The 20490-nt window shown below is 37.8% G+C and carries 19 protein-coding genes; 8 read left to right on the top strand and 11 right to left on the bottom strand.

Annotated features, from left to right (window positions below; all coding sequences use genetic code 11):
* Window positions 1-287: 287 nt before the first annotated feature.
* The 6 genes from BUC20_RS14325 to BUC20_RS14350 all read right to left on the bottom strand — a co-directional run bounded on the left by BUC20_RS14325 (window position 288) and on the right by BUC20_RS14350 (window position 6430).
* On the bottom strand, window positions 288-1304 hold the full coding sequence (locus BUC20_RS14325) for a FecR family protein (RefSeq protein ID WP_073231663.1): 1017 nt from the start codon (window positions 1302-1304) through the stop codon (window positions 288-290).
* Window positions 1305-1369: 65 nt separating this feature from the next.
* Window positions 1370-1963, bottom strand: a complete 594-nt coding sequence (locus tag BUC20_RS14330; RefSeq protein WP_073231664.1) for an RNA polymerase sigma-70 factor — start codon at window positions 1961-1963, stop codon at window positions 1370-1372.
* Between the two features lie 138 nt (window positions 1964-2101).
* Window positions 2102-2875, bottom strand: coding sequence for a hypothetical protein (locus BUC20_RS14335; RefSeq protein WP_143166797.1), 774 nt, complete (start codon window positions 2873-2875; stop codon window positions 2102-2104).
* A gap of 10 nt (window positions 2876-2885) precedes the next feature.
* The gene (locus tag BUC20_RS14340) at window positions 2886-3446 is read right to left on the bottom strand and encodes a hypothetical protein (RefSeq protein ID WP_073231666.1); all 561 of its coding nucleotides are present in this window, start codon (window positions 3444-3446) and stop codon (window positions 2886-2888) included.
* Between the two features lie 34 nt (window positions 3447-3480).
* On the bottom strand, window positions 3481-3987 hold the full coding sequence (locus BUC20_RS14345) for a copper resistance protein NlpE N-terminal domain-containing protein (RefSeq protein WP_073231667.1): 507 nt from the start codon (window positions 3985-3987) through the stop codon (window positions 3481-3483).
* Window positions 3988-4141: 154 nt separating this feature from the next.
* Window positions 4142-6430 (bottom strand): hypothetical protein, encoded by a 2289-nt coding sequence (locus BUC20_RS14350; RefSeq protein WP_073231668.1) that lies wholly within the window; start codon window positions 6428-6430, stop codon window positions 4142-4144.
* A gap of 211 nt (window positions 6431-6641) precedes the next feature.
* Here BUC20_RS14350 and BUC20_RS33910 point away from each other — a divergent pair, with 211 nt between their 5' ends.
* From BUC20_RS33910 to BUC20_RS14385, 8 genes are all read left to right on the top strand, one after another.
* Entirely contained in the window at window positions 6642-6800 is a 159-nt protein-coding gene (locus BUC20_RS33910) for a hypothetical protein (protein ID WP_159441104.1), read from the top strand.
* 15 nt (window positions 6801-6815) lie between these two features.
* Window positions 6816-7583 carry a hypothetical protein gene (locus tag BUC20_RS14355; protein ID WP_143166798.1) on the top strand — a complete coding sequence of 256 codons (768 nt, stop codon included), beginning with the start codon at window positions 6816-6818 and terminating at the stop codon, window positions 7581-7583.
* A 222-nt stretch (window positions 7584-7805) separates the two neighbouring features.
* Window positions 7806-8735 (top strand): helix-turn-helix domain-containing protein, encoded by a 930-nt coding sequence (locus BUC20_RS14360; RefSeq protein ID WP_073231670.1) that lies wholly within the window; start codon window positions 7806-7808, stop codon window positions 8733-8735.
* Window positions 8736-8813: 78 nt separating this feature from the next.
* Window positions 8814-9866 carry a helix-turn-helix domain-containing protein gene (locus BUC20_RS14365; RefSeq protein WP_159441105.1) on the top strand — a complete coding sequence of 351 codons (1053 nt, stop codon included), beginning with the start codon at window positions 8814-8816 and terminating at the stop codon, window positions 9864-9866.
* Between the two features lie 125 nt (window positions 9867-9991).
* Complete coding sequence (locus tag BUC20_RS14370; RefSeq protein ID WP_143166799.1) at window positions 9992-10669, top strand: hypothetical protein; 678 nt, start codon at window positions 9992-9994, stop codon at window positions 10667-10669.
* Window positions 10659-11381 carry a hypothetical protein gene (locus tag BUC20_RS14375; RefSeq protein WP_073231673.1) on the top strand — a complete coding sequence of 241 codons (723 nt, stop codon included), beginning with the start codon at window positions 10659-10661 and terminating at the stop codon, window positions 11379-11381. The genes BUC20_RS14370 and BUC20_RS14375 overlap by 11 nt, the downstream gene beginning before the upstream one ends.
* Before the next feature lie 38 nt (window positions 11382-11419).
* Entirely contained in the window at window positions 11420-12046 is a 627-nt protein-coding gene (locus BUC20_RS14380; protein WP_073231674.1) for a hypothetical protein, read from the top strand.
* Window positions 12047-12119: 73 nt separating this feature from the next.
* On the top strand, window positions 12120-12878 hold the full coding sequence (locus BUC20_RS14385; protein ID WP_143166800.1) for a hypothetical protein: 759 nt from the start codon (window positions 12120-12122) through the stop codon (window positions 12876-12878).
* A gap of 340 nt (window positions 12879-13218) precedes the next feature.
* On the opposite strand, the gene BUC20_RS14390 is transcribed toward BUC20_RS14385, so the two are convergent.
* The 5 genes from BUC20_RS14390 to BUC20_RS14410 form a co-directional block, all read right to left on the bottom strand.
* Complete coding sequence (locus BUC20_RS14390; RefSeq protein ID WP_073231676.1) at window positions 13219-14208, bottom strand: cell envelope integrity TolA family protein; 990 nt, start codon at window positions 14206-14208, stop codon at window positions 13219-13221.
* A gap of 120 nt (window positions 14209-14328) precedes the next feature.
* A complete protein-coding gene (locus BUC20_RS14395; RefSeq protein ID WP_073231677.1) occupies window positions 14329-14922 on the bottom strand; it encodes a class I SAM-dependent methyltransferase in 594 nt (197 codons plus the stop codon).
* A gap of 8 nt (window positions 14923-14930) precedes the next feature.
* Window positions 14931-16484 (bottom strand): phosphoenolpyruvate carboxykinase (ATP), encoded by a 1554-nt coding sequence (gene pckA, locus BUC20_RS14400; RefSeq protein ID WP_073231678.1) that lies wholly within the window; start codon window positions 16482-16484, stop codon window positions 14931-14933.
* 33 nt (window positions 16485-16517) lie between these two features.
* Window positions 16518-17756: an aminotransferase class I/II-fold pyridoxal phosphate-dependent enzyme gene (locus tag BUC20_RS14405; protein ID WP_073231679.1), complete on the bottom strand. Its 1239-nt coding sequence runs from the start codon at window positions 17754-17756 to the stop codon at window positions 16518-16520.
* Window positions 17757-17917: 161 nt separating this feature from the next.
* Window positions 17918-20443, bottom strand: a complete 2526-nt coding sequence (locus BUC20_RS14410) for a cation-translocating P-type ATPase (RefSeq protein ID WP_073231680.1) — start codon at window positions 20441-20443, stop codon at window positions 17918-17920.
* Window positions 20444-20490 lie beyond the last annotated feature (47 nt).

Raw genomic sequence — 20490 nt, forward strand, 5'->3', positions numbered from 1 at the left:
GATTTTATCTGAGAGAATATTCTCCTCAGCCATCTGTTTAAATTCTCTTTTACAATGAAGCCAGGCCCGGTTGAGCTGTAGCATATATGGAAAAGAAACATGCAGATGTAATAGTTTTTGCATATTTTTGATCATTATGGGTTTTCGCCTTTGGCGGATATCTGTTAATATTTTATCTCAGGACTGGTGCGTCTTCGAAAACAAGCAGTCCCTTGATGATTTTATGCGTCCCCACTGTTCTAGTGGGGCGTTTTTTCTACTTTTCCATGTTTATCCTTTCTGGTTTCTTAGTTTATGGTGATAAGATCATTTTGAATTTTGTATTTGAAGTCGCCAGCGACACTGAGTATTTTCATTATTTTATCAATGGAAATGTTGGTGCTGAGGTTTACTTTGACTAGTTTCTGAGCAGTGTTTTTATGGGTGATTTTTATGTCTACATTGTACCATCTTTCCAATACATCGGCGATATCGGTAAGTCTGGTTTCCTGGAAGAAGAGTCTGCCTTCTTTCCATCCGCTGATATCACTGGCCTTTACTTTGCCTAAAACAGAAGCTTGCTTTTCTTCATTCCAGGTCACCGTTTCACCCGGAAGGAGAGTGGCTATACGAATAGATTTCTTTCCGGTGTTTCTTGCCACTTGTACTTTTCCTGTGCTGATGGATACGGATGCCGGTTTACCCTTAAATGCATTTACCATAAAGGAGGTTCCTAATACACGGGTGGTAATTGCTTTTGTGTGTACGATAAAAGGGCGGTTTGGGGCTTTTACTACTTCAAAAAAGGCCTCACCTTCGAGTTCAATTGCCCTGGTTGGCCCAAGCAGGTTTTTTGCGAAACGCAGCTTACTTGAGGCTCCCAGGTGTACTGTAGAGCCATCAGGCAAGGTAATGATCGTCCTCCGGCCTCTTGGATTGATTTTTTCTTCAAAGGCGATCTTTGGGCTTTCCTTTTTATAATTGTAGTTCAATGCCAGCATACCTGAAGCCGTTAGAACGACGAGCCAGATGGCTGCATATTGCCAGAACCTATTTCTCTTAAAAAAGGGAATGCCTGTAGGTTGAGCGCTCGCGAAATCAGGAATACGTTGCCCCATCATTTCTTTCCAACGCTGCATTTGGGAGGGGGCAGCCGGCTCAGGTACCGAATTTATTTTTTCAGACCATTCTTCATTCCAGATCTCATTAAATAGTTGTTGGGCATTTTCTGTTTTAAGGTACGCGCGTACTTTAATCAATTCTTCTCCGGTGCATTCACCATCAAGATATTTTTTAATAATTGCTTTATCTGGTTCTGAGCTCATGATGATTATCCTACATTATACAAGACACAACTTATGCAGGAGAGGGTGAACCGAACTGAAAAAAATTAGTGAAAGAAAAATAGGAAGAGACAAATGATTACATACACACTTTCTTTGATATTTTCTCTTAAGAATTTTAGCGAAAATAACATATGGCTTTTAACCGTATTTACAGAAAGATTCATTTGGTCGGCAATTTGAAGATAGGTCAGGTCTGCTTCCCGGCTGAGTTTGAAAATTTTCATGCGCTGAGGGCTTAATTCAGCGAGTTTTAACTGGTAAATTTTTTCCAATTCTTTGTACGCCAGATTTTGGTCTGCAGTGGAGGTTGATGCTGGAAAGGCATCTCCTAAAATATCTAAGTCTACGACAACCAGTTCTTTTTTACGGATGTGGTTAAACAGTACATTTTTCATGGCACTGAAAAGATAGGTTTTTACTTCAGTCTTTATGTTGAGCTCAGTTCGTTTTTTCCAAATGTTCTGCATCAGATCCATGACCAACTCTTCTGCAATTTCTCCCTGTTTTACATAGCGGAGAGAAAAGGAATACAACAGACCAAAATAACGCTCAAACAACTGATTGAAAGCTTTGATGTTTCCAGCACTACATTCTTCAATTAAAACCTTATCAGAGACTTTAATATAATCCTTTACCATAAGTAGTTTATCCCTATTACTACCCGTAAAAGTATTTGGACAAAGTTTAGTCAGGATTATTTAAATGTTAACTTATGGAATAAAAACGCTGACGGTTCTCCCTGAATGTTTCGTTGATTAACGATGTTTAAACGGTATTTAATTGCAGCTGTAGGTAATGTTGATTAGTCCCATTTCTTCCTTTTTATATTTTACAAGCATATTCACCTGAATAACATTCCCTTTTGAGTCTTTTTTATAAGCATAATAAACCGGAGCCATTCCATGTATCGCACTTTTAATCGGTAGCTTTTTTAAGGGCTTACCATAATAATGTCTGAGTTCTCCGGTCAATTCGTAGGGGAGGTGATCAATCAGGCAATAAAAATTATTAGGAAAAGTATCTGTACCTGAACTGAAAATGACCGTGTCCAAACTAAGATAAGCTTCTCCCGTATCTTCTTTTCTTTGTAATTCGCCCCCTGTAATGGTATATTTTGTGATTTTTTCATAATCAGAAGAATTGGAGTAACTGCTTTTCTTTATGGCCAGATAACCCTCTTTATCATAACTGTAATCTGTTCTCAGGTCTGAGTTGTAGGAGCTGATGATTCTTCCCTGATCGTCCAGTTTATGGTGAAAAGTGATCAACTGTTTTCCTTTGTCCTCGAATTCGTACTTTTCAATAATTTCATCCTTAGCATAGGAGTAGCTAAACAGATCCTTACCGGCAGACTTCCGGCTTACTATTCTTCCCAGACTGTCATAAGCGGCAGTCAGGTTTTCGATAGCCGTTTTTGGACTTAAAAATTTCGAGTCTGTCTGAAGGATCTTGCAGGAATCTTTTAAAAACTGTTTCGTTTTTATGTTTGATTTGCAGGAAAATGAGCCGAAAATGGACAACAAAATCACTATGGTAAGTAAATTTCTCATAAAACCTGAATTAATTGTATTCCAAAACATCTTCAATCAGATATGCTTTTCCGGAAGGGACCACCTTAATGTCTCTTTTGTAACCTATTTTAGCATCTGTATCGGTGATTGTTGTTTCAAAGACATAAGTCAGGCCAACTTTTTTGGTAAAAATACAGCGGCTAACTTTTATCAATCCATAATCACTTATGGGTACTAAACAACCAAAACCTATACCGGCGTATTGGCAATCAAAATCTTTTGACCATTTTTTTTGGAAAGCCTTTAATGTCATTTTTCCCTCCATACCCACTTCAAAAGCATCATTCTTATAAGCAATGTATTTATCGGCGTAAATTTGTTTTCGCCCTCCTTCAGCTTCTTCATTTGTGTTTTCCGCAAGACCATTTGCTTTATTTAGATCATCTTCAACCGAATGGGCTAACCAGGCCTTTGCCCTTTCAATGTCTTTAAGCTCTTTAGTCGATTTTTGCTGGAGGGTAACTTTATGCTCTATATGGTCTGTTTGTGCTTTAACCTGATTAATGGTTGCGAATGCTACAATTGTCAATGAAATTAAGGTTTTATTCATTTTTTGATTTTAGTATGGTGTATGCTTTTGTAGTTTATTTATTGATCTTGTATAAGTTATATGTACTTCCGTCGGTCTTTTGTCTGCCCTGACTTGAACGGTGCATTTGGATTGTACTTTTGTTAAGTATACTGAATGTGGTTTGACGAGCTGTTTTTGATGTGTATTTCAATTGAACCTCCTTGGAAATCAGATCTAATGTCCAGGTACCGGTGTCAACGATCAAATCAGGTTTTCTTTTAGCTGCTGGGTCGATCAGCTGTTCCTTCAGATTAAAAGTAGCATCCGACTTAAATTCTATACAAACCTCTAGTTTTCGATTTTCAGAAACAGGAACTACACCCGAATATTTGCCAGGAATGAAATCTGGTGGATCTATCTTTTTATTACCGGAATTGTTTCCTGATTTTTGAGCATCCCATAATGCCATAACAGTAATTATAATGAGCAGCATAAAAAAGGAAAATAAAATAGATTTGAACATTTTCTTGTAATCTGTCTTGCCTTGCAGCAACCGTTTTAATCCATCATTTCTTTTCATTTATAATCCTGCCAACCTTGCCTTTTCAAGGTGATACTTATATAAAATTTCATTTTTAAACTGTTCATTGTCCTTATAGATTTCCGCTAAGGGCAGGTGGGAGATGTTATATTTCGAAGATGAATACGTAGTGACATATATGTATATAAAATGTTTATTTATTTGCGTACTTTTTAAAATAGCCACACTCCTGAAGTATTTCCTGATAATACTTTGTATGATGATACTCACTTTTCAATTCAGCGAAATACCTGCCTTTTGGAATTTCTCCAAAACCCTCAGTTCCCCATTCTAATTTCTCAGGTTGATCCCGGTACCAGCTGTTATAAACTTCATTGCGTTCACATTTACTGGCCATATAAGTACATTTTGCTTTTTGCTCTGCATTTGCAGCGTTTGCGCGGGCGAGGAGGTAATACTTTTCGGCCAGTTTTCCAGAAGTAAAGGTCTGCCTGAATGCTGGAGGAAGATCTAATGTTGATGTCAGCTCTGCATTCGTTATTGCATTCTCATAAAAAGTACGTGCATTTCCATAATAGGTAATGTTATAAAAGGCATTGGCCAATAGATAGGCATTGTTATATACATTTTTTCCGACAGTAATTTCAGTTTTAATCGCCTGCATGGTCTTTACAAAACTGAGGGGCGTGTATTTTTTCTTTTGCGGGCTGGCAAAATCGCAATCATGACAATCGTAAATATGGCTGATAAAGGGGTTCCCGGGGAGCTTAAATAAGGCATTCTTTCCTGACTTGTCCATTAAAACTACTGCCTCATTTATTTTGTCCTTATACACCAGCATCAATGCCTGATGGTATTCCAAATCGTCCATAGATAAATGATAATAACGGAGCATCGCAACCTCAAAAGGCGTTTTTTTAGGTTTGATCATTAATGCCTTTAAAGCTTCTATGTTTTGATGATCTGCGTAAAAGGCAGTAGATGACTGGAAACAGTTTGCTTTTACCAGATCGCTTTGTTTAAGGTATAAGACTGATAAGGTTTGGGTGCTCATGGCGACTGCTTCTTTAAATCTGAGATTACCAATGGAGTCCTTTCCTTCCTTTAAATCTGCCAGCCAGTTGATAGATCCGGTCATGTCATTTTCAGCTCTTGCATCGATCTTTTTAAGCTGTGAAAGGTATAAGATCCAGTCCAGAATTTTGTACTGCGCAACAATCAGCTTATCGTTTTTAGGCAGTTGTGTTTTTGCTTTATTATAAAATGCTTTTGAAAGAGTATAGTTGCCGGTCATTGTATTTAGATAACCGGCCGCCAGATTCCAGAAAAAAGGCTTGTTAGTATTGTTTTTGAGGGCAATTTTGCTCAGCAATTCGGTATTACTACGGAGCGATTTTCTATGCGCTGTATCTTTGCGTAAAGTCGACTCCGAAATGTTAACCAAACGGCTAAGTAAGAGATCCAGCTTTTCTGATTTTGGATTTAATGAATAGATCTGCTCAATGGCACGGGGAGCATCACTATTGATGCCCAGCATTTGCCATAGGGTAATCTGTTCCTCTTTATCTTTGGCCATTTTCAGGCTTTGCTGCCAGTCTGATTCTTCCTGCGGATGAAAACTCCAGTTATTCGGGATTTTCATCTCGGCGGAGAAATTATATGCCAGGCTGTATAAATAATTAGCGGTGGCAAAATCCTTTTGTCGGTAATAAAATCCAGCTACGTATCCCATTGCTCTATAGTAAGTGATGTTTTTGGGGAATATATTTTTAAAGGCGTCGAAAAATTTAACTACCCTCCGTTTATTCTCTGTGGCGTTTTGTTCTGACTTTCCGGTGGAATCGAAATAATAATATCGGATAATCTGGAACCAGATTCTTTGTTTGATAAATTGATCAGGAGCAGCATTAAATCCCCGGGCAAGGTCATTCAGCACTCCGGTTGGAATTGACATCGCATTTTTTTGATCAGATTCTTCCCAGTAATTAACATTCTTGACGGCAAAAATCTCGCACAGTTTAGCCAGTTGGAGGTAAGCGAGGAAGTTGCCCATTAATTTCTGATTCACCTCTGCCGATTTCACATCTGGTATTCCCTTAGGAAGTACTTTGATTTTTCCTTTGAAATAACGAAGAACAGAATCAATTTGCGGAAAATCAGATTTGAATAACAAGGATTTCAGATCAATATTGCTTTTGAGATAGGTATTCCATTCGGCGGTTACAACAGCATTGTAACGTGCGTTATTGTCGTCATCTGCCGAACCGTAATAATGGTAGTAACTGGTATAGAAAAATGGGGAGTACTGGGTGGCAACAAAGGATTCGGGACTAAAATTAGAATATTCACTGTCATCATAATCCCCATCCGAGCAGGCCCAGACTACTCCGGTTACAGAAAGCAGGCATAAGCTGAAAATGAGCAGAAACTTTTTAATGTACTTCTTACTGAAAAAAAAGGTACTGCATAGGTGATTATTCATATTGGTATTTTCTATTGAATGCGAAAATATTTGTTTTATGTAATGATGATGTTCGATCCAAGAGGAATGGTGTACCTCTCACATGGATGAGACATGAATGGCAGACTTTGTGAAATATATTTGTAGCTATTTATAATTAACCAATAGACGGGGCAATTAAAATGCATAATAAGAACTGTGATTTCATAGTGAATTTATCCCCTAATTAATCATGAATAAGACCTTCTTTTATGTGGCCCCACTATTGGTTCTTTTACTTCTCTTAACTTATGGCTGTATTTCAGGAAACTATAAGACAATTTTGTATACCTGCAAAGCTCAGAATTTCTTTTTTAAGGTCCCATTCTCTTCGTTGGGAGATGGGACTTAAAATTATGTAAGCAATATGAATAAATTAACACTATTATTAATTTCATCAGTACTCTCTAACTGCTCCATTTGTAGTGGACAGATGGGGGGAGTAAAGAGATCAAACGATACCGCCTGTCGATTATCGGCTGTTAGCTTTAATGGCAACCAGAGCTCCCATGAGAAAATTATAGCTGGATATGACCAGGAGAAGCGTCTTGTTACCTTAAAAGTGGGAGAAACTAGTATTGCCGAATACCTATTTGCCAGCAATCAGATTATTGAAAAGCATGTTTACGGTCAGGAAGATACCGTTAAAGTTCAACATAGCCTTGATTATCATAGGAGAATAATATCCAGTATTTCTGAAGGATACAGGTTAGATTACGTTTATGACAACCATGGATATCTCAGCGAAATAAAGACTTCTTCTCCTCATTTTTCCTCCTATCACAAAACCGCAAAATACACTTTTAACGATGGTAATCTAACCCAAATAACAGAAAGTATGCTCGCGCAGCCGGATCTCCATACGACAAAATTCAGCTACGGGGCTCAGCCTGTTCCTGAGAACTACATTTTATACGGACTGACCACTGCTCCTTTTCCATTTGTAGGCCCTTTATCAGGATATTACGGTAAAAAGTCTAGAAATCTCTTTGTCAAGAGAACAAGCTCAGAAGCTTCTGCAATTTCTTTTACTTATAAAAATGATCACCTGGGAAATATTATTCAGATCAGCAGCCATCAAAGTACACCTAATAAAGCATCAGAATCTATTCATTTTAGCTATAGCTGTAATTAAGATATTTGAAAATCCACTAAGTTCTCTACAAATAAGCTGAAAACAGGTATCTTCGTGAATCAAGAATCTCCTATGACCCATTTCAAAAGTTTAACCTTTGTTAAGCTTTTTGCTGTTTTTAAAAGGATAACTAAGAACCCCTTTCGTCTTTTAAGTGGGCTTACCTTGTTGTTAATTCTCTTTATTTACACTTACATTTTTCGTTTAACTGACCATCGGATTGTGTTTGTCAACCGTCTTTGGCATCCTGGCTTATTATTGCTCGGCCCATTGGTTTTTCTGAGTAGCCAGCTCATTCTCCGGTCAGTTTCTTCATTACAGCGGAAAGACCTGATTCATTTTATTCCCTTTCTTATCGTCGGTTTTCTATATTCTTTTTTGATTTCCAGGGAGGATTGGAATGAGCCAGTAATGAAGCTGGCATTTTTGCGTTATCAGGATGCTTATTTTCTGATTATTTTCTCTTTGTTGTTTTATAGCCTTTTTACGCTTGTGAATATGTGGAATCCAAAAAATGAGTCAGATACACCTATGGTAACCGAATCAGAACTTTTGGTGATCATTACCTCGGCCGTTTATATCCTGATCTCCCTTATGATGGTGATTTTGTACGGTTCAGTAGTCATTTTCCGTATTCATACAGGGATAGATTTTCGTTTATTTTCCTACGGATTACTTACGGTAATTGCGATCACAATCGTACGTTACCTTTTTGTAACCAGAAATGCGATTTCAGGCATGAATATTGAAGCTCGCAGTATGAATTTAGAACCTGGTGGATATGATAAATCGTTGCTTTCTACTGAATACATCCAGCAGCATTCGACAGAAATTTTGCAATATTTTAAAAACAACATGACGTATTTAGATCCTGATTTCTCACTTTCCAGGCTTTCTGAGGAACTTGGTATTTCAGAACATAAATTATCACAACTTTTTAACCGGTATTTTCAAAAGAAGTTTTATACTTTTCTTGCAGAATACCGTATTGAACATGCAATTGAACTGATGAAAAATAACAAGCACAAACTGAAAATTGAAACCCTCAGTTATTCCTGTGGTTTCAACTCAAAAGCTTCGTTTTATCATTATTTTAAGGTAAAAATGGGTTGTTCTCCTTATGAATATCAAAAAAAGTTAGATCTGAATTAATGGTCTCCTATGCCTGATGTCCGAATATTAACTTATTTATTAACCGGAATTATACTGATCAGTATAATTACCTTTTTTTTGACATTTTTTTTAAAAAAGAGAATTGATTTTGATGGGGTATTGAGAGCAATAATCATCTTAATTGCCGTCAATATAGGAATGGTTTACCTGCACATGGAATATTTTGAAGATCAAGTTTGGTTATACAGAATGGTTCCTTTCAGTCTGTTGTATGGTCCACTATTATATTTCTCTGCACAATTTTTAACCAATCATAAAGTTTCAGCAAAAGAAGCAGGCCTACATTGTGTTCCATTTATACTGAGTTTTATTTTTAATCTGATTTATTTATTCTTTATCAAGGGGGAAAGCAAGGAACAAGCATTAGAAATCTTCAATAATTTGTTTTATGCGCAGATGTCTTTTTCTTTATTGGCTTATAGCTTATGGTTATTGTTTTCAAAAAGAATGATATTGATCAGCAAGCTAAAACTGGAGCGTTGGATCTTTGTTTTTATGGAAGTGATGTTTCTGATTGTTGGGGTGATGAATATGGTCGTGCTTTTTTCTAAGATGTCAGTGGCTGAAGAGAGTATTGCTGTTTATTTTTTACGTCTTGTGGTTTATTTGTTTACATTTTTATTTATGACAGTTATACTCGCCTATTATTTATCCAGGATGAAACTGGATTCTAATCAGATTGTTGCTTCCTCCGGTTCTGGTGTAAGTAGAATTGCTGACCATTTAGTGGAGGAGGTCCTGTCATATAAATCGTCCTCCCTTACTGATGAGCAGTTGATTGCTTACGAAAAGGAGCTTGTTTTAAAAGTAAAGAGGGACGAGTTATTTTTGATCAATTCACTTTCTTTGGGCATGTTGGCTGAACGCCTGAAAATACCAAAACATCATTTAACCCAGGTTTTTGGCATTAAAATGAAACAAACATTTTATCAGTATATCAATGGGCTGAGAGTAGCACATGCCTGTGAACTGCTACAACAGCAACAGTCAGAAACTACACTTGAAGAACTTTCTATGATTTGTGGCTTTAACTCCAAAGGGGCTTTTAACCGTCAGTTTAAGAGCTTGATCAAGTGTACTCCGTCTGCATATCGGGAGCAATATCATTAAAATTCCGGCAGTATATCTTAACATTTTTAATAGACCATCCCTGTGAGAAGTACTTCATTTCGCTTGGATTGACAGTAGGATTGGAACAGGAATCCCGATCTTTAGGTCCGGTAAATAAATGATTTGTGAAAAGAAAGAAAATAATCATCGTTATTCTGGTTTTGGTTTCCTGTTACTGCTTTTATGTGGGGCCGGTTAAGCAGTTCTTATGGAAAAGAGCAATGGCTTCAAAGGAGCATAAGCTGCAGGTGGGCAGCTTCATTTTTTCAAAGGGGGAAACACTTGATGTAGGCGGGGGCAACTATTTCCGTACGCATCATTATAATGCGATACATAGAGTGATTAGAATTGATGGTGATTTGGTGAAAGTTGTCCCTCTGGTCTTATGGTCATTTGAAGATAAACCAATTGCAACTGAAGATGATTTTGAAACCTACACCAAAGCGTATGAATTATTAAAAAAAAACATAACTACTATGACAATTACTGCAGTTGATGCTGATGACCTATATAGAGAGGAGGGAACCGATTCTGCGAGCCATACCCAAGGCCTATTGAAAAAGTATCCGCAATTGCGTAAATCGTATTATTGGTATGCAGCTCTTTCCCCCTCTAAAGCTAATATACCAGTTCCCAGAGATAGAGAAAATCTGCAACTTTATTTAATGGGCGTTTATTCGGCTAAAGGAATTATAAAGAATAGGAAATTAGCCCGTTATAATGACATTTTGCCTGATGACAATATCCCGGAGTATTTCGAAAACTCAGGAGATGATATTGATTTGATTATAAATGGAAAATAAGCTCAACCTACCTCTTTTTAAGCCCTGTGAGTCCAAACCCAATGTAGTGGCTAATGTACTTTTCGTCTTTATATTGGGTGGGCTTGGTTTGGTTATAATTTCGATGTTAAGTTATGCTGTAATCTGGCTTTTTACACCGGATAAGGAGCCAGTAATACTGAAGATAAGCATCGTTCTGATCACAGTGATTTTAGCAGGACTGATCATTTTCCTTTTTGTTTATTTACAGAAGTCTTATGGGCATACCGGAATCATTATTGACGAAACCGGAATTATATATTACTACAGGGATAAGAACCACATTGTAAAACAGGTGCCCTGGACTGCTTTTTGCAAGAACCCGAATGAAGAAGCCGGACAGCCTTTACATGATGTTAATGATTTTGTCCTTGGCTATAAATCCAGAGTGAAAATGTTGCAATGGTGGATGATGAAAGATGAAAAAGTTGATGTAGAATCTGATAGTTTTGGCGCCGCAGGACATTCGTTTCATTTCATTTATCTCAACCGTTTCACATTGATTTCAACCTTTTTATTAGGTCTTGCTCATTTCAGGCCTGACCTTAGTGTGAATCCAAGTGTATTCAGTGCGTTTTATATTCATCGAAATGAATATGTTTTTAAACGGAAATCTTACATGCGGGACGCACTTCTGGCATTCTTTATTCTTGCCGTTATTGCGCTGGTCATTTATTGGCTTACCAAGTCATAGCATGAGTTTTTAATCAATCTTATATAAGATTCACAGACATGAAAGTATCCAAGTTTTGTATCCCCTTAGTTTTAGTTGTTCTGATTACCTCCTGTAAACCGAAAAAGGAAAAGGTAGAAAAAATCGAAGTGCCCTTGTCTTTTCGCATTGTCGGTGGTATTTCACCTTATAAAGAAAGCATGGGTTCTGCTTTCCTGAAGATGTATAACAATTCCAGTATAAATGCTGCGCGTAAAAACCATTTGCAGAGTGCGGAGGTGCTGGTCGATCCGGATTCACTTGTGGCAAAGAATGGAGTCCCTCTTTATGATAATGTAGTTTTTTTTCCTGTGTTAAGTAAAGACAGCTTGCTAAATATCGTGCAATATTCGTATGATAAGAGAGGCGGTACGGATAGTACTGCTACTGTTGATTTTAATCATTACTTTACATTTCTTGTTACCCACCCTCCTTCAAATAAGCTCTATTCTGACATTGTTTCCGAGCAGCATGTCCGGAAAGATACGCTTTGCATCTCCCTGGTGTCAATACCTTACCCTGTTACTACAGGTTCGGATACGGTGGAAAGTCTTTGGATGACAGGGGTATTTAAACTACCTAAGAAAAAATATAGGGTATTGTCTGTTAAATATTTGGAAAAGGTAAGTTTTTTTGACTTGAAATAATGCGTCGCTGATGTCTCATAGAATCTATTTATATCATGTTAACTATCCAGGAGAAGCTGCTGATGAGGATCTGATGATGGTCGAGATCGGGTATGGGCTTCCTGTCTTTTTACACCCATTACTAGTAGGGGAAGGGCTGATCGGAGGGAACAACTATAACATCCATACTCCTGGAAAGAATTCTGGTCTTTTTTATCCCGCCGAGACAGGGATAGAAAATCTTAAAAGGTTTTATAACTTTATTGAAAAACACCAGAGTGAGCTGATCGAGAGGCCGGAAGAATTCACAATTGCAAAAGCGCGTATTTTCGACTATTTGGTTAAGCTGGATCAGGATTATTTCAACTTAGATGCCTGGGATGTATTCAATACGAACACTGAAAGCCATCATGAACAGGCAACAGATTTGCTTGAAGATATTCAGAATAACAATTTGGTAATCACTAAGGCTATGGACTCAGCAGATCCCGGGCATTTAAAATTATCGTTGTTCTCAAGGGATAGTGCACCTGGATTCGAAAATTTTAAGGAGTTTCTTAACCACCCTGATTTTGATTATGGATGGGGAGTTTTTGATCATTCTGAGGCTACCTCTGATGTGGAGATTTTTGAGGAAAACGGGTTGTGGGGACTGAAAGATCAAAAGGGAAATCTCATCGGGGCTGTATTCTATTTTTTGGATTTCAAAACTAGTGTCGGTAACATTAATAAATGCCTTATAAACAACTTCACCAGTCCAACTTCTGGTGAGATAGATAATGTTGTTCCATCCGTAAATATCCCATTTATCTTCCATACATTTTGCTTTATAAGCAGCCCCTTCGATTTTTGATCCGTTATGTGGATAAACGAGGTTGACATTAATAGTTTTACTTCCGGATATTTTAATGTCAATCAATTCTCGTCCAATGCTGTGCCTTTGCTTATTGAATAACCCAGCCAGGTGTTCCTCTTTAGTGAAAGAAAGCATATGTTGTGTGAAACTTCTGATATCGAGGATCCGCTTATTAAACGGATTCTCTGCACCTATATCAAGCCAGGTAAAGTCATATTCCTGATCGTAGTTTTGGAAGGTTTCCGACTCTTTTACTTTCTTTTAAATAGTCTAAACATGAGGGAGGGGGGGAGATGGTTTTTCTTTTTATTACTGATGATAGACAAAGTTAACCCAATTACCTATCTGCTTTTAGTATTTTTTTTACTACCATTTCTCTATTGGCATTAAGACAATACACATCCTCATCATAATTGATATATACACGCGAAAGAAAGGGTTCAAGGCCAGGTTCGCCCATTTTTCGGCCGCCAACATAGATGGATATACTTACAAACCGTCCTTGATCTTTATTTAATGTTATACTTTTCTTGGTTTTCAGGTTATAAATTTCAACATTTTCGTAACCGGTATAATTGTTTCCATAAGAACGCCATTCAGGAAGAGTTGGGCTCTTGCACACGACAAAATAATCATCTGCCAGGTGGAAAATGGTACTAATGGTATTGTCGTTAAAATACCTTTTCCCTTTAAGGTCTACGATATCGGCAACATTCTGCTCTCTTCCGTTTGATATTTTATTGGTTTCCTTTAAAAGCACTATACCTATGTTCTTAGGAAAATTATTCTTGTTTTCGCCCATTACGGCATAAGCCTCTAAATAGTTGTTATTTTTTAATACCGTATCCTTATTCTCGTTTAAAAAGAAATTTGTCCGACCATTGTGGGTAAACATACCCATTCCCCAACCGGCGTAGAGTTGTATATCTTTACCCAGTTTAACTGGTCCTTTTTTTACAGGTGGTTCTGGCTTCTTGCTGTCAGCTACAGGCGTTTTGGCCATGTTCACATAGACCTCCGTTACCTTATTCTTAGCCGCATTTTCAGCCTGTTTCTTTTTAAAGGCAATTGCATTTTCGGCCCTCAGCTTTTCGTTTTTTATTTTACTGGCTTCATCAGCCGCTTTGTCATCAGCGATTTTCTTTTTTCTGGCATCGTCATTTTCTTTTTCACAGGCAGGACACATCAACTTTCCCTCTGCATTGTTAGAACCTTTAGGTGCAAATCTGCAATTATAACGGGCGTATTCACTTTTCGAAATATGCGATTGAGCATTGGCTACCTGCACCATAAACAGGAGTACAATAATTGTCAGGATTTTTTTCATTTTAAGTTTGCTTAATTAGATGTAAAAATCGCTGATCAGCAAAGTAACGCAAATACCTATGAGTAGGTATATTTAATATATTTTACCTTTATCCGATGTAAGGTTATTCAGCTTGAATTTCTATTCCCTCATCCACATCTTAAGTGCGAAATGGTGGGTATTGTCAATAAGCTTATAACTTGAAGGAATCTGTTTTATTGACCCATGGTACGTAACCAACCTGGTGCCTGATGGCATCTGATCTAACTGTTGATAAACATAGTTTGTATAATGGCTATATAATTCTGAATTTGCTGCAACCTTATGATCAATACCCAGATCTGGCATGATGTTTTCATAAAAGGAATTGAAAAAATAAAAAGAATCAAATAGCTCAAAATCAAGATTCGTTATATTATTGTGTATGAATTTTACATTTGGCAGATCCAAAGTGTTTTTTACCGATTCGGCTAAATTAAATAAATCCTTACGTTGCTCAACTCCATAAAACAGAGTTTCAGGCTCAAAGAAACCTGCTGTGATGCAAAATTTGCCTACTCCACTTCCAATATCTAGAACTTTTGAATTTGGTGCTGACAGATATTCACTGGATTTTTTAGCTATTTCTAAGGGAGTCCAATGTCTTTCTGAAAGGTTTTGAATGCGCTTTGGATATAAATAGTCGAAGCTGGTATCTTTATCAAAGTATACTAGATTAAGGGAATCAATGTGCATTTGTATGTTTAATATTCTTTATACTTTTTAAAGTTTTTCGCAAATTCATCAGCTAAATTTTTAGCTGTTATCTCATATTCTTTTTTATCAGCCCAGGTATTTTTAGGGTTTAGCATCTCTGTAGGAACTCCTGGGCAGCTCACTGGCATTTCCACCTCGAATAGCTTGTGTTTTTGAAAATCGACGTAGTCTAACTGACCATTTAAGGCAGCAGTAACCATTGCTCTGGTATACTCCAATTTAATACGTTCGCCAGTCCCGTAACTCCCGGCAGTCCATCCTGTGTTGATCAACCATACTTTTATAGCTGCACTTTTAAGCTTTTCACCCAACATTGAAGCGTATCGTACTGGATGCAATGGTAAAAATGGTTTTCCAAAGCACGCTGAAAAAGTAATCTGTGGTTCCTGAATCCCAATTTCCGTTCCCGCAACTTTTGACGTATATCCAGAAATGAAATGATACATCGCCTGACGAACATTTAATTTTGAAATTGGTGGTAGCACACCAAAAGCATCTGCAGTCAGAAAAAATATATTTTCAGGTGGTTTTCCAATAGAAGGTTCAACTATATTCTCCATGAAATCGATAGGATAAGCTGCTCTTGTATTTTCGGTTATTGAGGTGTCAGCATAATTTACGATCTGACCTTGTGGGTAAAAGCAAACATTCTCCAGCAAAGTTCCAAATTTAATGGCATTAAATATTTGTGGTTCCTTTTCATGACTTAAATTGACGCACTTTGCATAACATCCACCCTCTAAATTAAAAACAGAATTGGCATCCCAGCCATGTTCATCATCGCCAATTAACCTCCTTGCAGGATCAGCTGAAAGTGTCGTCTTTCCTGTCCCTGATAATCCAAAGAAAATGGCTGTATCTCCCTGTTTACCGATATTTGCGCTGCAATGCATCGGTAATACATTTCTTTCTTGCGGTAAGATGTAGTTTAGAACGGTAAATACCGCTTTTTTAAGTTCGCCACTGTAGGCAGTACCACCAATTAGAATGATTTTTTTCTTAAAATTGATAACCGTGAAATTTTCAGATCTGATGTCGTCCTCTGTGGGACTAGCATTAAAACCAGGTGCAGATAATATTACCCAATCCTCAGCGAATTTTGATAATTCCTGAGTATTCGGTCTTAAAAAAAGATTGTAAGCAAAAAGGCTTTGAGAGGCATGTTCTGTTACAACCCTTATTTTAAGTCTGTAGTCTTTAGCGGCACATGCAAAGACATCCCTAACATAAACTTCCCGGTTTGATAAATAAACTGAGACTTTCTTATAAAGATTGTCAAAAGATTGTATAGAAAACTTATGGTTTATTTCTCCCCACCATATGGTTTTTTCGGTCAGATCATCTGCTACAATATATTTGTCCTTTGGTGATCGTCCGGTAAATTTACCCGTATTGCAGGCCAATGCTCCTGATGAAGTGAGTTCGCATTGAAGATCAAGGACCGCATTGCTGATCAAGTCAAATGTAGAAATATTCCAATGGACAGTTCTGTTGCTCTTAATGCCTAAATACGCTAGTGAGTGTTTTTCTCCATTTATCATAAACTGATCTATTTGTTGTAAATGAGTGTTTTCCTAAGACAGTTGAAGTTGATTGTCGTATTTTCCAGCAGTTAGATTAAGCTTGATTTGCTTAAATACGATCACAGTCCGGTCAACTTCCTCTTTAGTATGATTAGCCGTCGGAATTAACCTTAGAATGATCATTCCTTTTGGAACTACCGGATAAACGACCAAAGAACAAAATATATCATGTGTTTCTCTAAGATCCCTTACCAATGCTGTTGCCTGATCAATTGAGCCATTTAAGTAAACTGGTGTAACAGGAGATTGAGTATTGCCAATTTCAAGGCCTGCTTCTTTAAGTCCTTTTTGCAGTTGTCTGGTAATCTCCCACAGCTGACTTCTAAGTTCTGGTTTTCCTTTAATCAAGCTAAGCCGTTGGTGCAGACCAAATACCAGCGGCATCGGTAATGCTTTGGCATAAATTTGGGAACGCATGTTATATTTTAAGTATTGTATAATTTCTTTTTTTCCGGAAACAAAGGCGCCAATCGCAGCAAAAGATTTTGCAAAAGTGGCAAAATACAGATCAATCTCATCCTGAATACCCTGAGCTTCGCCAGTCCCTGCTCCAGTTGCTCCCATAACACCAATACCATGGGCATCATCGACGAGAAAGGTGAAATCATATTGCTTTTTAAAGGCGCTGATTTCTTTTAATTTTCCAGTATCTCCGCGCATACCAAATACACCTTCGGTAATAACAAGTATCCCTCCTTTACTCACATCAGTCAGTTTTTGAGCCCTGATGAGTTGTTTCTCAAAATCTTGAATGTCATTATGCTTATAAACGAAACGTTTTCCAATATGCAACCTTAGACCGTCTATTATACAGGCATGTGATTCTGAATCATATACAACAACATCTTGACGATCCAGCAAGCTGTCAATGATCGATAACATACCCTGATATCCGTAGTTAAGTAAAAATGTATCCTCTTTATTTACGAAAGAAGAAAGTTTCTCTTCCAACATTTCATGAAGAATGGTATTACCCGTCATCATTCTCGCACCCATAGGATAAGCAAGTCCGTATTGTCTCGCACCTTCTTCATCTGCTTTCCTTACCTCAGTACAGTTGGCAAGACCCAGGTAATTATTCAAACTCCAAACCAGTTTCTGTTTGCCATTAAAAAACATTTGATTGCCTAACTCACCTTCTAATTTTGGATAGGCGAAATATCCATGTGCATAATGAGCATGTTCCCCCAGAGGACCTAACTTTAATAAGTTTTTTTCTAATAAATTCATTATCTAAATTTTGTACTAATGGTTCCTGCCTTTTTTATCGGCGTATTCTAATTCAGTATGTTCTAATAGAGACCTTTTTAAGGACGATCGTCCGGAATGAGGCAGTAAAGAAGGGAATAGAATTTAATCACATGCAAATCTATTCGCTAAATCAAAGTGATTTACCGTAAGAAATCATCGATGGAGGTGATATTTATCAGCCTTTTTTTCCATTTTACAAGTTCATACCAGATTACGGATAAAAACCCGATTCCTATACTAAGAGACAACTGCATTAAGTTCATCCGCTGAAATCCAAAGAATGCAGTTAATGGTTTGGCGTAGAGTATAGCGCCCGAAATAAGAACAGTTGCAATGATAATGAGGAATACCAGGTTGTTTTTATACTTTATAGTGGTGAACAGTGAGTAATAGAAAGATCGGTTGACCAGCGTGAGCAATATATTTGCAGCTATTAAACAGGTAAATACCATGGCCCTTGTAAGTTGTTCACTATAGCCATTTTGAACGGCAAATTGATAGGTTATCAAGGTTCCTGCGGTGATCATTAATCCCTGGATGATGCTTGTGGTTAATTCTTTCCGGTTGAAAAATGTGGTAGAAAAAGGACGCGGTTTTTGAAGCATGGTGTTTTTTTCTATTGGTTCATTCTCATAAATGATAGAACAGGTTGGGCCCATTACAAGTTCAAGAAAAATAATGTGAATAGGTGAGAAGATATTGGGGTAAATCCAACCCAATGCTAAGGGAACGAAAACCGTTAATATGATAGGGATGTGAATGGAAATAATATATTGAATTGCTTTCTTCAAATTGGCATATATTCTTCTTCCCATTGCTATAGCATCTACCATTCGGGCGAGGTCATCATCCAATAAAATCAGTGAAGCTGCTTGTTTTGCTATTTCTGTTCCTCTTTTCCCCATAGCAATTCCTATATGGGCTGCCTTTAATGCAGGACCATCGTTAACACCATCACCGGTCATTGCAACGATTTCGTTCCTTGATTTTAATGCATTAATAATTTTCAACTTCGCGTCCGGGAACATCCTGGAAAATATATTGGTTTCCAATACAGCTTGCTGAAGTTCCTTATCCGACAGTTTCATGAGCTGCTCACCAGTTATGCTTTTTTCAAATCCCCTGAATCCAATTTGTCTGGCAATGGCAATGGTCGTTGCTGCATTATCACCGGTAACGATTTTAACATTAATTCCAGCCTGGTAGAAATCATTTAATACTTTCTCAATATGTTGCTTTGGCGGATCATAAAAAGCTACAATGCCAATAAATTTAAACTTGAATTTTTGCTGCTGATCTGGGAATGCTGCTCCTTTAAAATCAGCGTTGCCCACAGCCAGTAGGCGGTATCCCGCGGATGCAAGCAGGTTGATGGCAGCGACGATCTTTTCTTTTTCTGTATTGTCAAGTTCTGATACTGCAATTAAGGCCTCAGGAGCACCCTTTGCTGCAATGATACGTAGGCCATCTTTTTCCTCGAATAAGTGGGTCATCATGGGAGGCTTTCCCCCCAAAGGATACTCATGAATCATTTTATACTGCTGCCGTTCATCCTGAAAGGTGGTTTTAGTATAAGAATCGTGGAGGGCGACTTCCATCGGATCGAACGGTATAGGTTCACTGGCCCACATGCCCATTCGAATCAGGGCTTTTGCCGTATCGTCAAGGTCGTGATCAGGAGCTATTATTTTATCGGAAGATAAGAGGTAAAGTTTAGCAAGACTCATCTTGTTCTCTGTGATTGTTCCTGTTTTGTCTGTACAGATCACTGTTGCGCTACCGAGTGTTTCCACCGTTTTCATCTGTTTGACAACAACGCCCATTTGCATCATCCTCCATGCGCCCAATGCCATAAAAGTGGTAAAAGCAACAGGTATTTCTTCAGGTAAAATACTCATTGCAAGGGTTAGTGCTTTTAAAAGACTATCTAATAAATTGAAGGAATTGAAGTAATTAATGACCCATACAATGCAAAAAATGACTGCACCTGCAATCACCATTTTTTTTATGAAATTGTTAATCTGTTTTTCGAGTGGAGTTTTTTCTTCTTTGATCGCTTCCAGGCTCTTGCCAATTTTCCCTAATTTGGTTTCATTGCCAATCGCAGTAATCGTTGCGATAGCCAGCCCACTTGCAACTGTTGTACCCTGGAAAACCTGGTGATCGTCGCTGTTCTTGTCTTTACATACAGAAAGAGATTCCCCGGTCAGTATAGACTCATCAACCGAGAAGTCATTGGAATGAATGATACTGCCGTCAGCGGTGATGGAAGTGCCTTCTTCAACTATTAAGCGGTCACCAATGACTATTTCTTCACTTTTAATTTCCTCAACCTGACCATCTCTGATCACTTTACAATTTGGTTGACTGTACGTTTTTAACTTTTCAAGTGCATTCCGGCTTCTGGAGTCTTGATAAAGTGAGATGGCTGATACTAAAACAACGGCAGATGCCAGAAAAATGGCATCACCAGGTTTACCACTAATCGTATAGATCACTGCGGCGACCATTAGCAAGATGACCATAGGTTCTTTAGCCAGGTTTTTAATGGCATCTAAAAGACCATTTTCTTTTTTGTAGGTTAAGCGGTTGTAGCCATCTTTTGATCTTGACGCGGTGACTTCCTGCTTTGATAATCCCTGAATATTAAAGTTGCTTAAAGACATGTGTTTAGGATAGATACCTTAAAAATCGCGTATCCATTTGACTAAAA

Source organism: Pedobacter caeni, assembly GCF_900129215.1.
GTDB lineage: Bacteria > Bacteroidota > Bacteroidia > Sphingobacteriales > Sphingobacteriaceae > Pedobacter > Pedobacter caeni.

Coding starts and splice junctions, on each gene's coding strand:
- BUC20_RS14325 (WP_073231663.1), bottom strand. CDS start 1,304: ATGAGCTCAGAACCAGATAAAGCAATTATTAAAAAATATCTTGATGGT.
- BUC20_RS14330 (WP_073231664.1), bottom strand. CDS start 1,963: ATGGTAAAGGATTATATTAAAGTCTCTGATAAGGTTTTAATTGAAGAA.
- BUC20_RS14335 (WP_143166797.1), bottom strand. CDS start 2,875: ATGAGAAATTTACTTACCATAGTGATTTTGTTGTCCATTTTCGGCTCA.
- BUC20_RS14340 (WP_073231666.1), bottom strand. CDS start 3,446: ATGAATAAAACCTTAATTTCATTGACAATTGTAGCATTCGCAACCATT.
- BUC20_RS14345 (WP_073231667.1), bottom strand. CDS start 3,987: ATGAAAAGAAATGATGGATTAAAACGGTTGCTGCAAGGCAAGACAGAT.
- BUC20_RS14350 (WP_073231668.1), bottom strand. CDS start 6,430: ATGAATAATCACCTATGCAGTACCTTTTTTTTCAGTAAGAAGTACATT.
- BUC20_RS33910 (WP_159441104.1), top strand. CDS start 6,642: ATGAATAAGACCTTCTTTTATGTGGCCCCACTATTGGTTCTTTTACTT.
- BUC20_RS14355 (WP_143166798.1), top strand. CDS start 6,816: ATGAATAAATTAACACTATTATTAATTTCATCAGTACTCTCTAACTGC.
- BUC20_RS14375 (WP_073231673.1), top strand. CDS start 10,659: ATGGAAAATAAGCTCAACCTACCTCTTTTTAAGCCCTGTGAGTCCAAA.
- BUC20_RS14380 (WP_073231674.1), top strand. CDS start 11,420: ATGAAAGTATCCAAGTTTTGTATCCCCTTAGTTTTAGTTGTTCTGATT.
- BUC20_RS14385 (WP_143166800.1), top strand. CDS start 12,120: ATGATGGTCGAGATCGGGTATGGGCTTCCTGTCTTTTTACACCCATTA.
- BUC20_RS14390 (WP_073231676.1), bottom strand. CDS start 14,208: ATGAAAAAAATCCTGACAATTATTGTACTCCTGTTTATGGTGCAGGTA.
- BUC20_RS14395 (WP_073231677.1), bottom strand. CDS start 14,922: ATGCACATTGATTCCCTTAATCTAGTATACTTTGATAAAGATACCAGC.
- pckA (WP_073231678.1), bottom strand. CDS start 16,484: ATGATAAATGGAGAAAAACACTCACTAGCGTATTTAGGCATTAAGAGC.
- BUC20_RS14405 (WP_073231679.1), bottom strand. CDS start 17,756: ATGAATTTATTAGAAAAAAACTTATTAAAGTTAGGTCCTCTGGGGGAA.
- BUC20_RS14410 (WP_073231680.1), bottom strand. CDS start 20,443: ATGTCTTTAAGCAACTTTAATATTCAGGGATTATCAAAGCAGGAAGTC.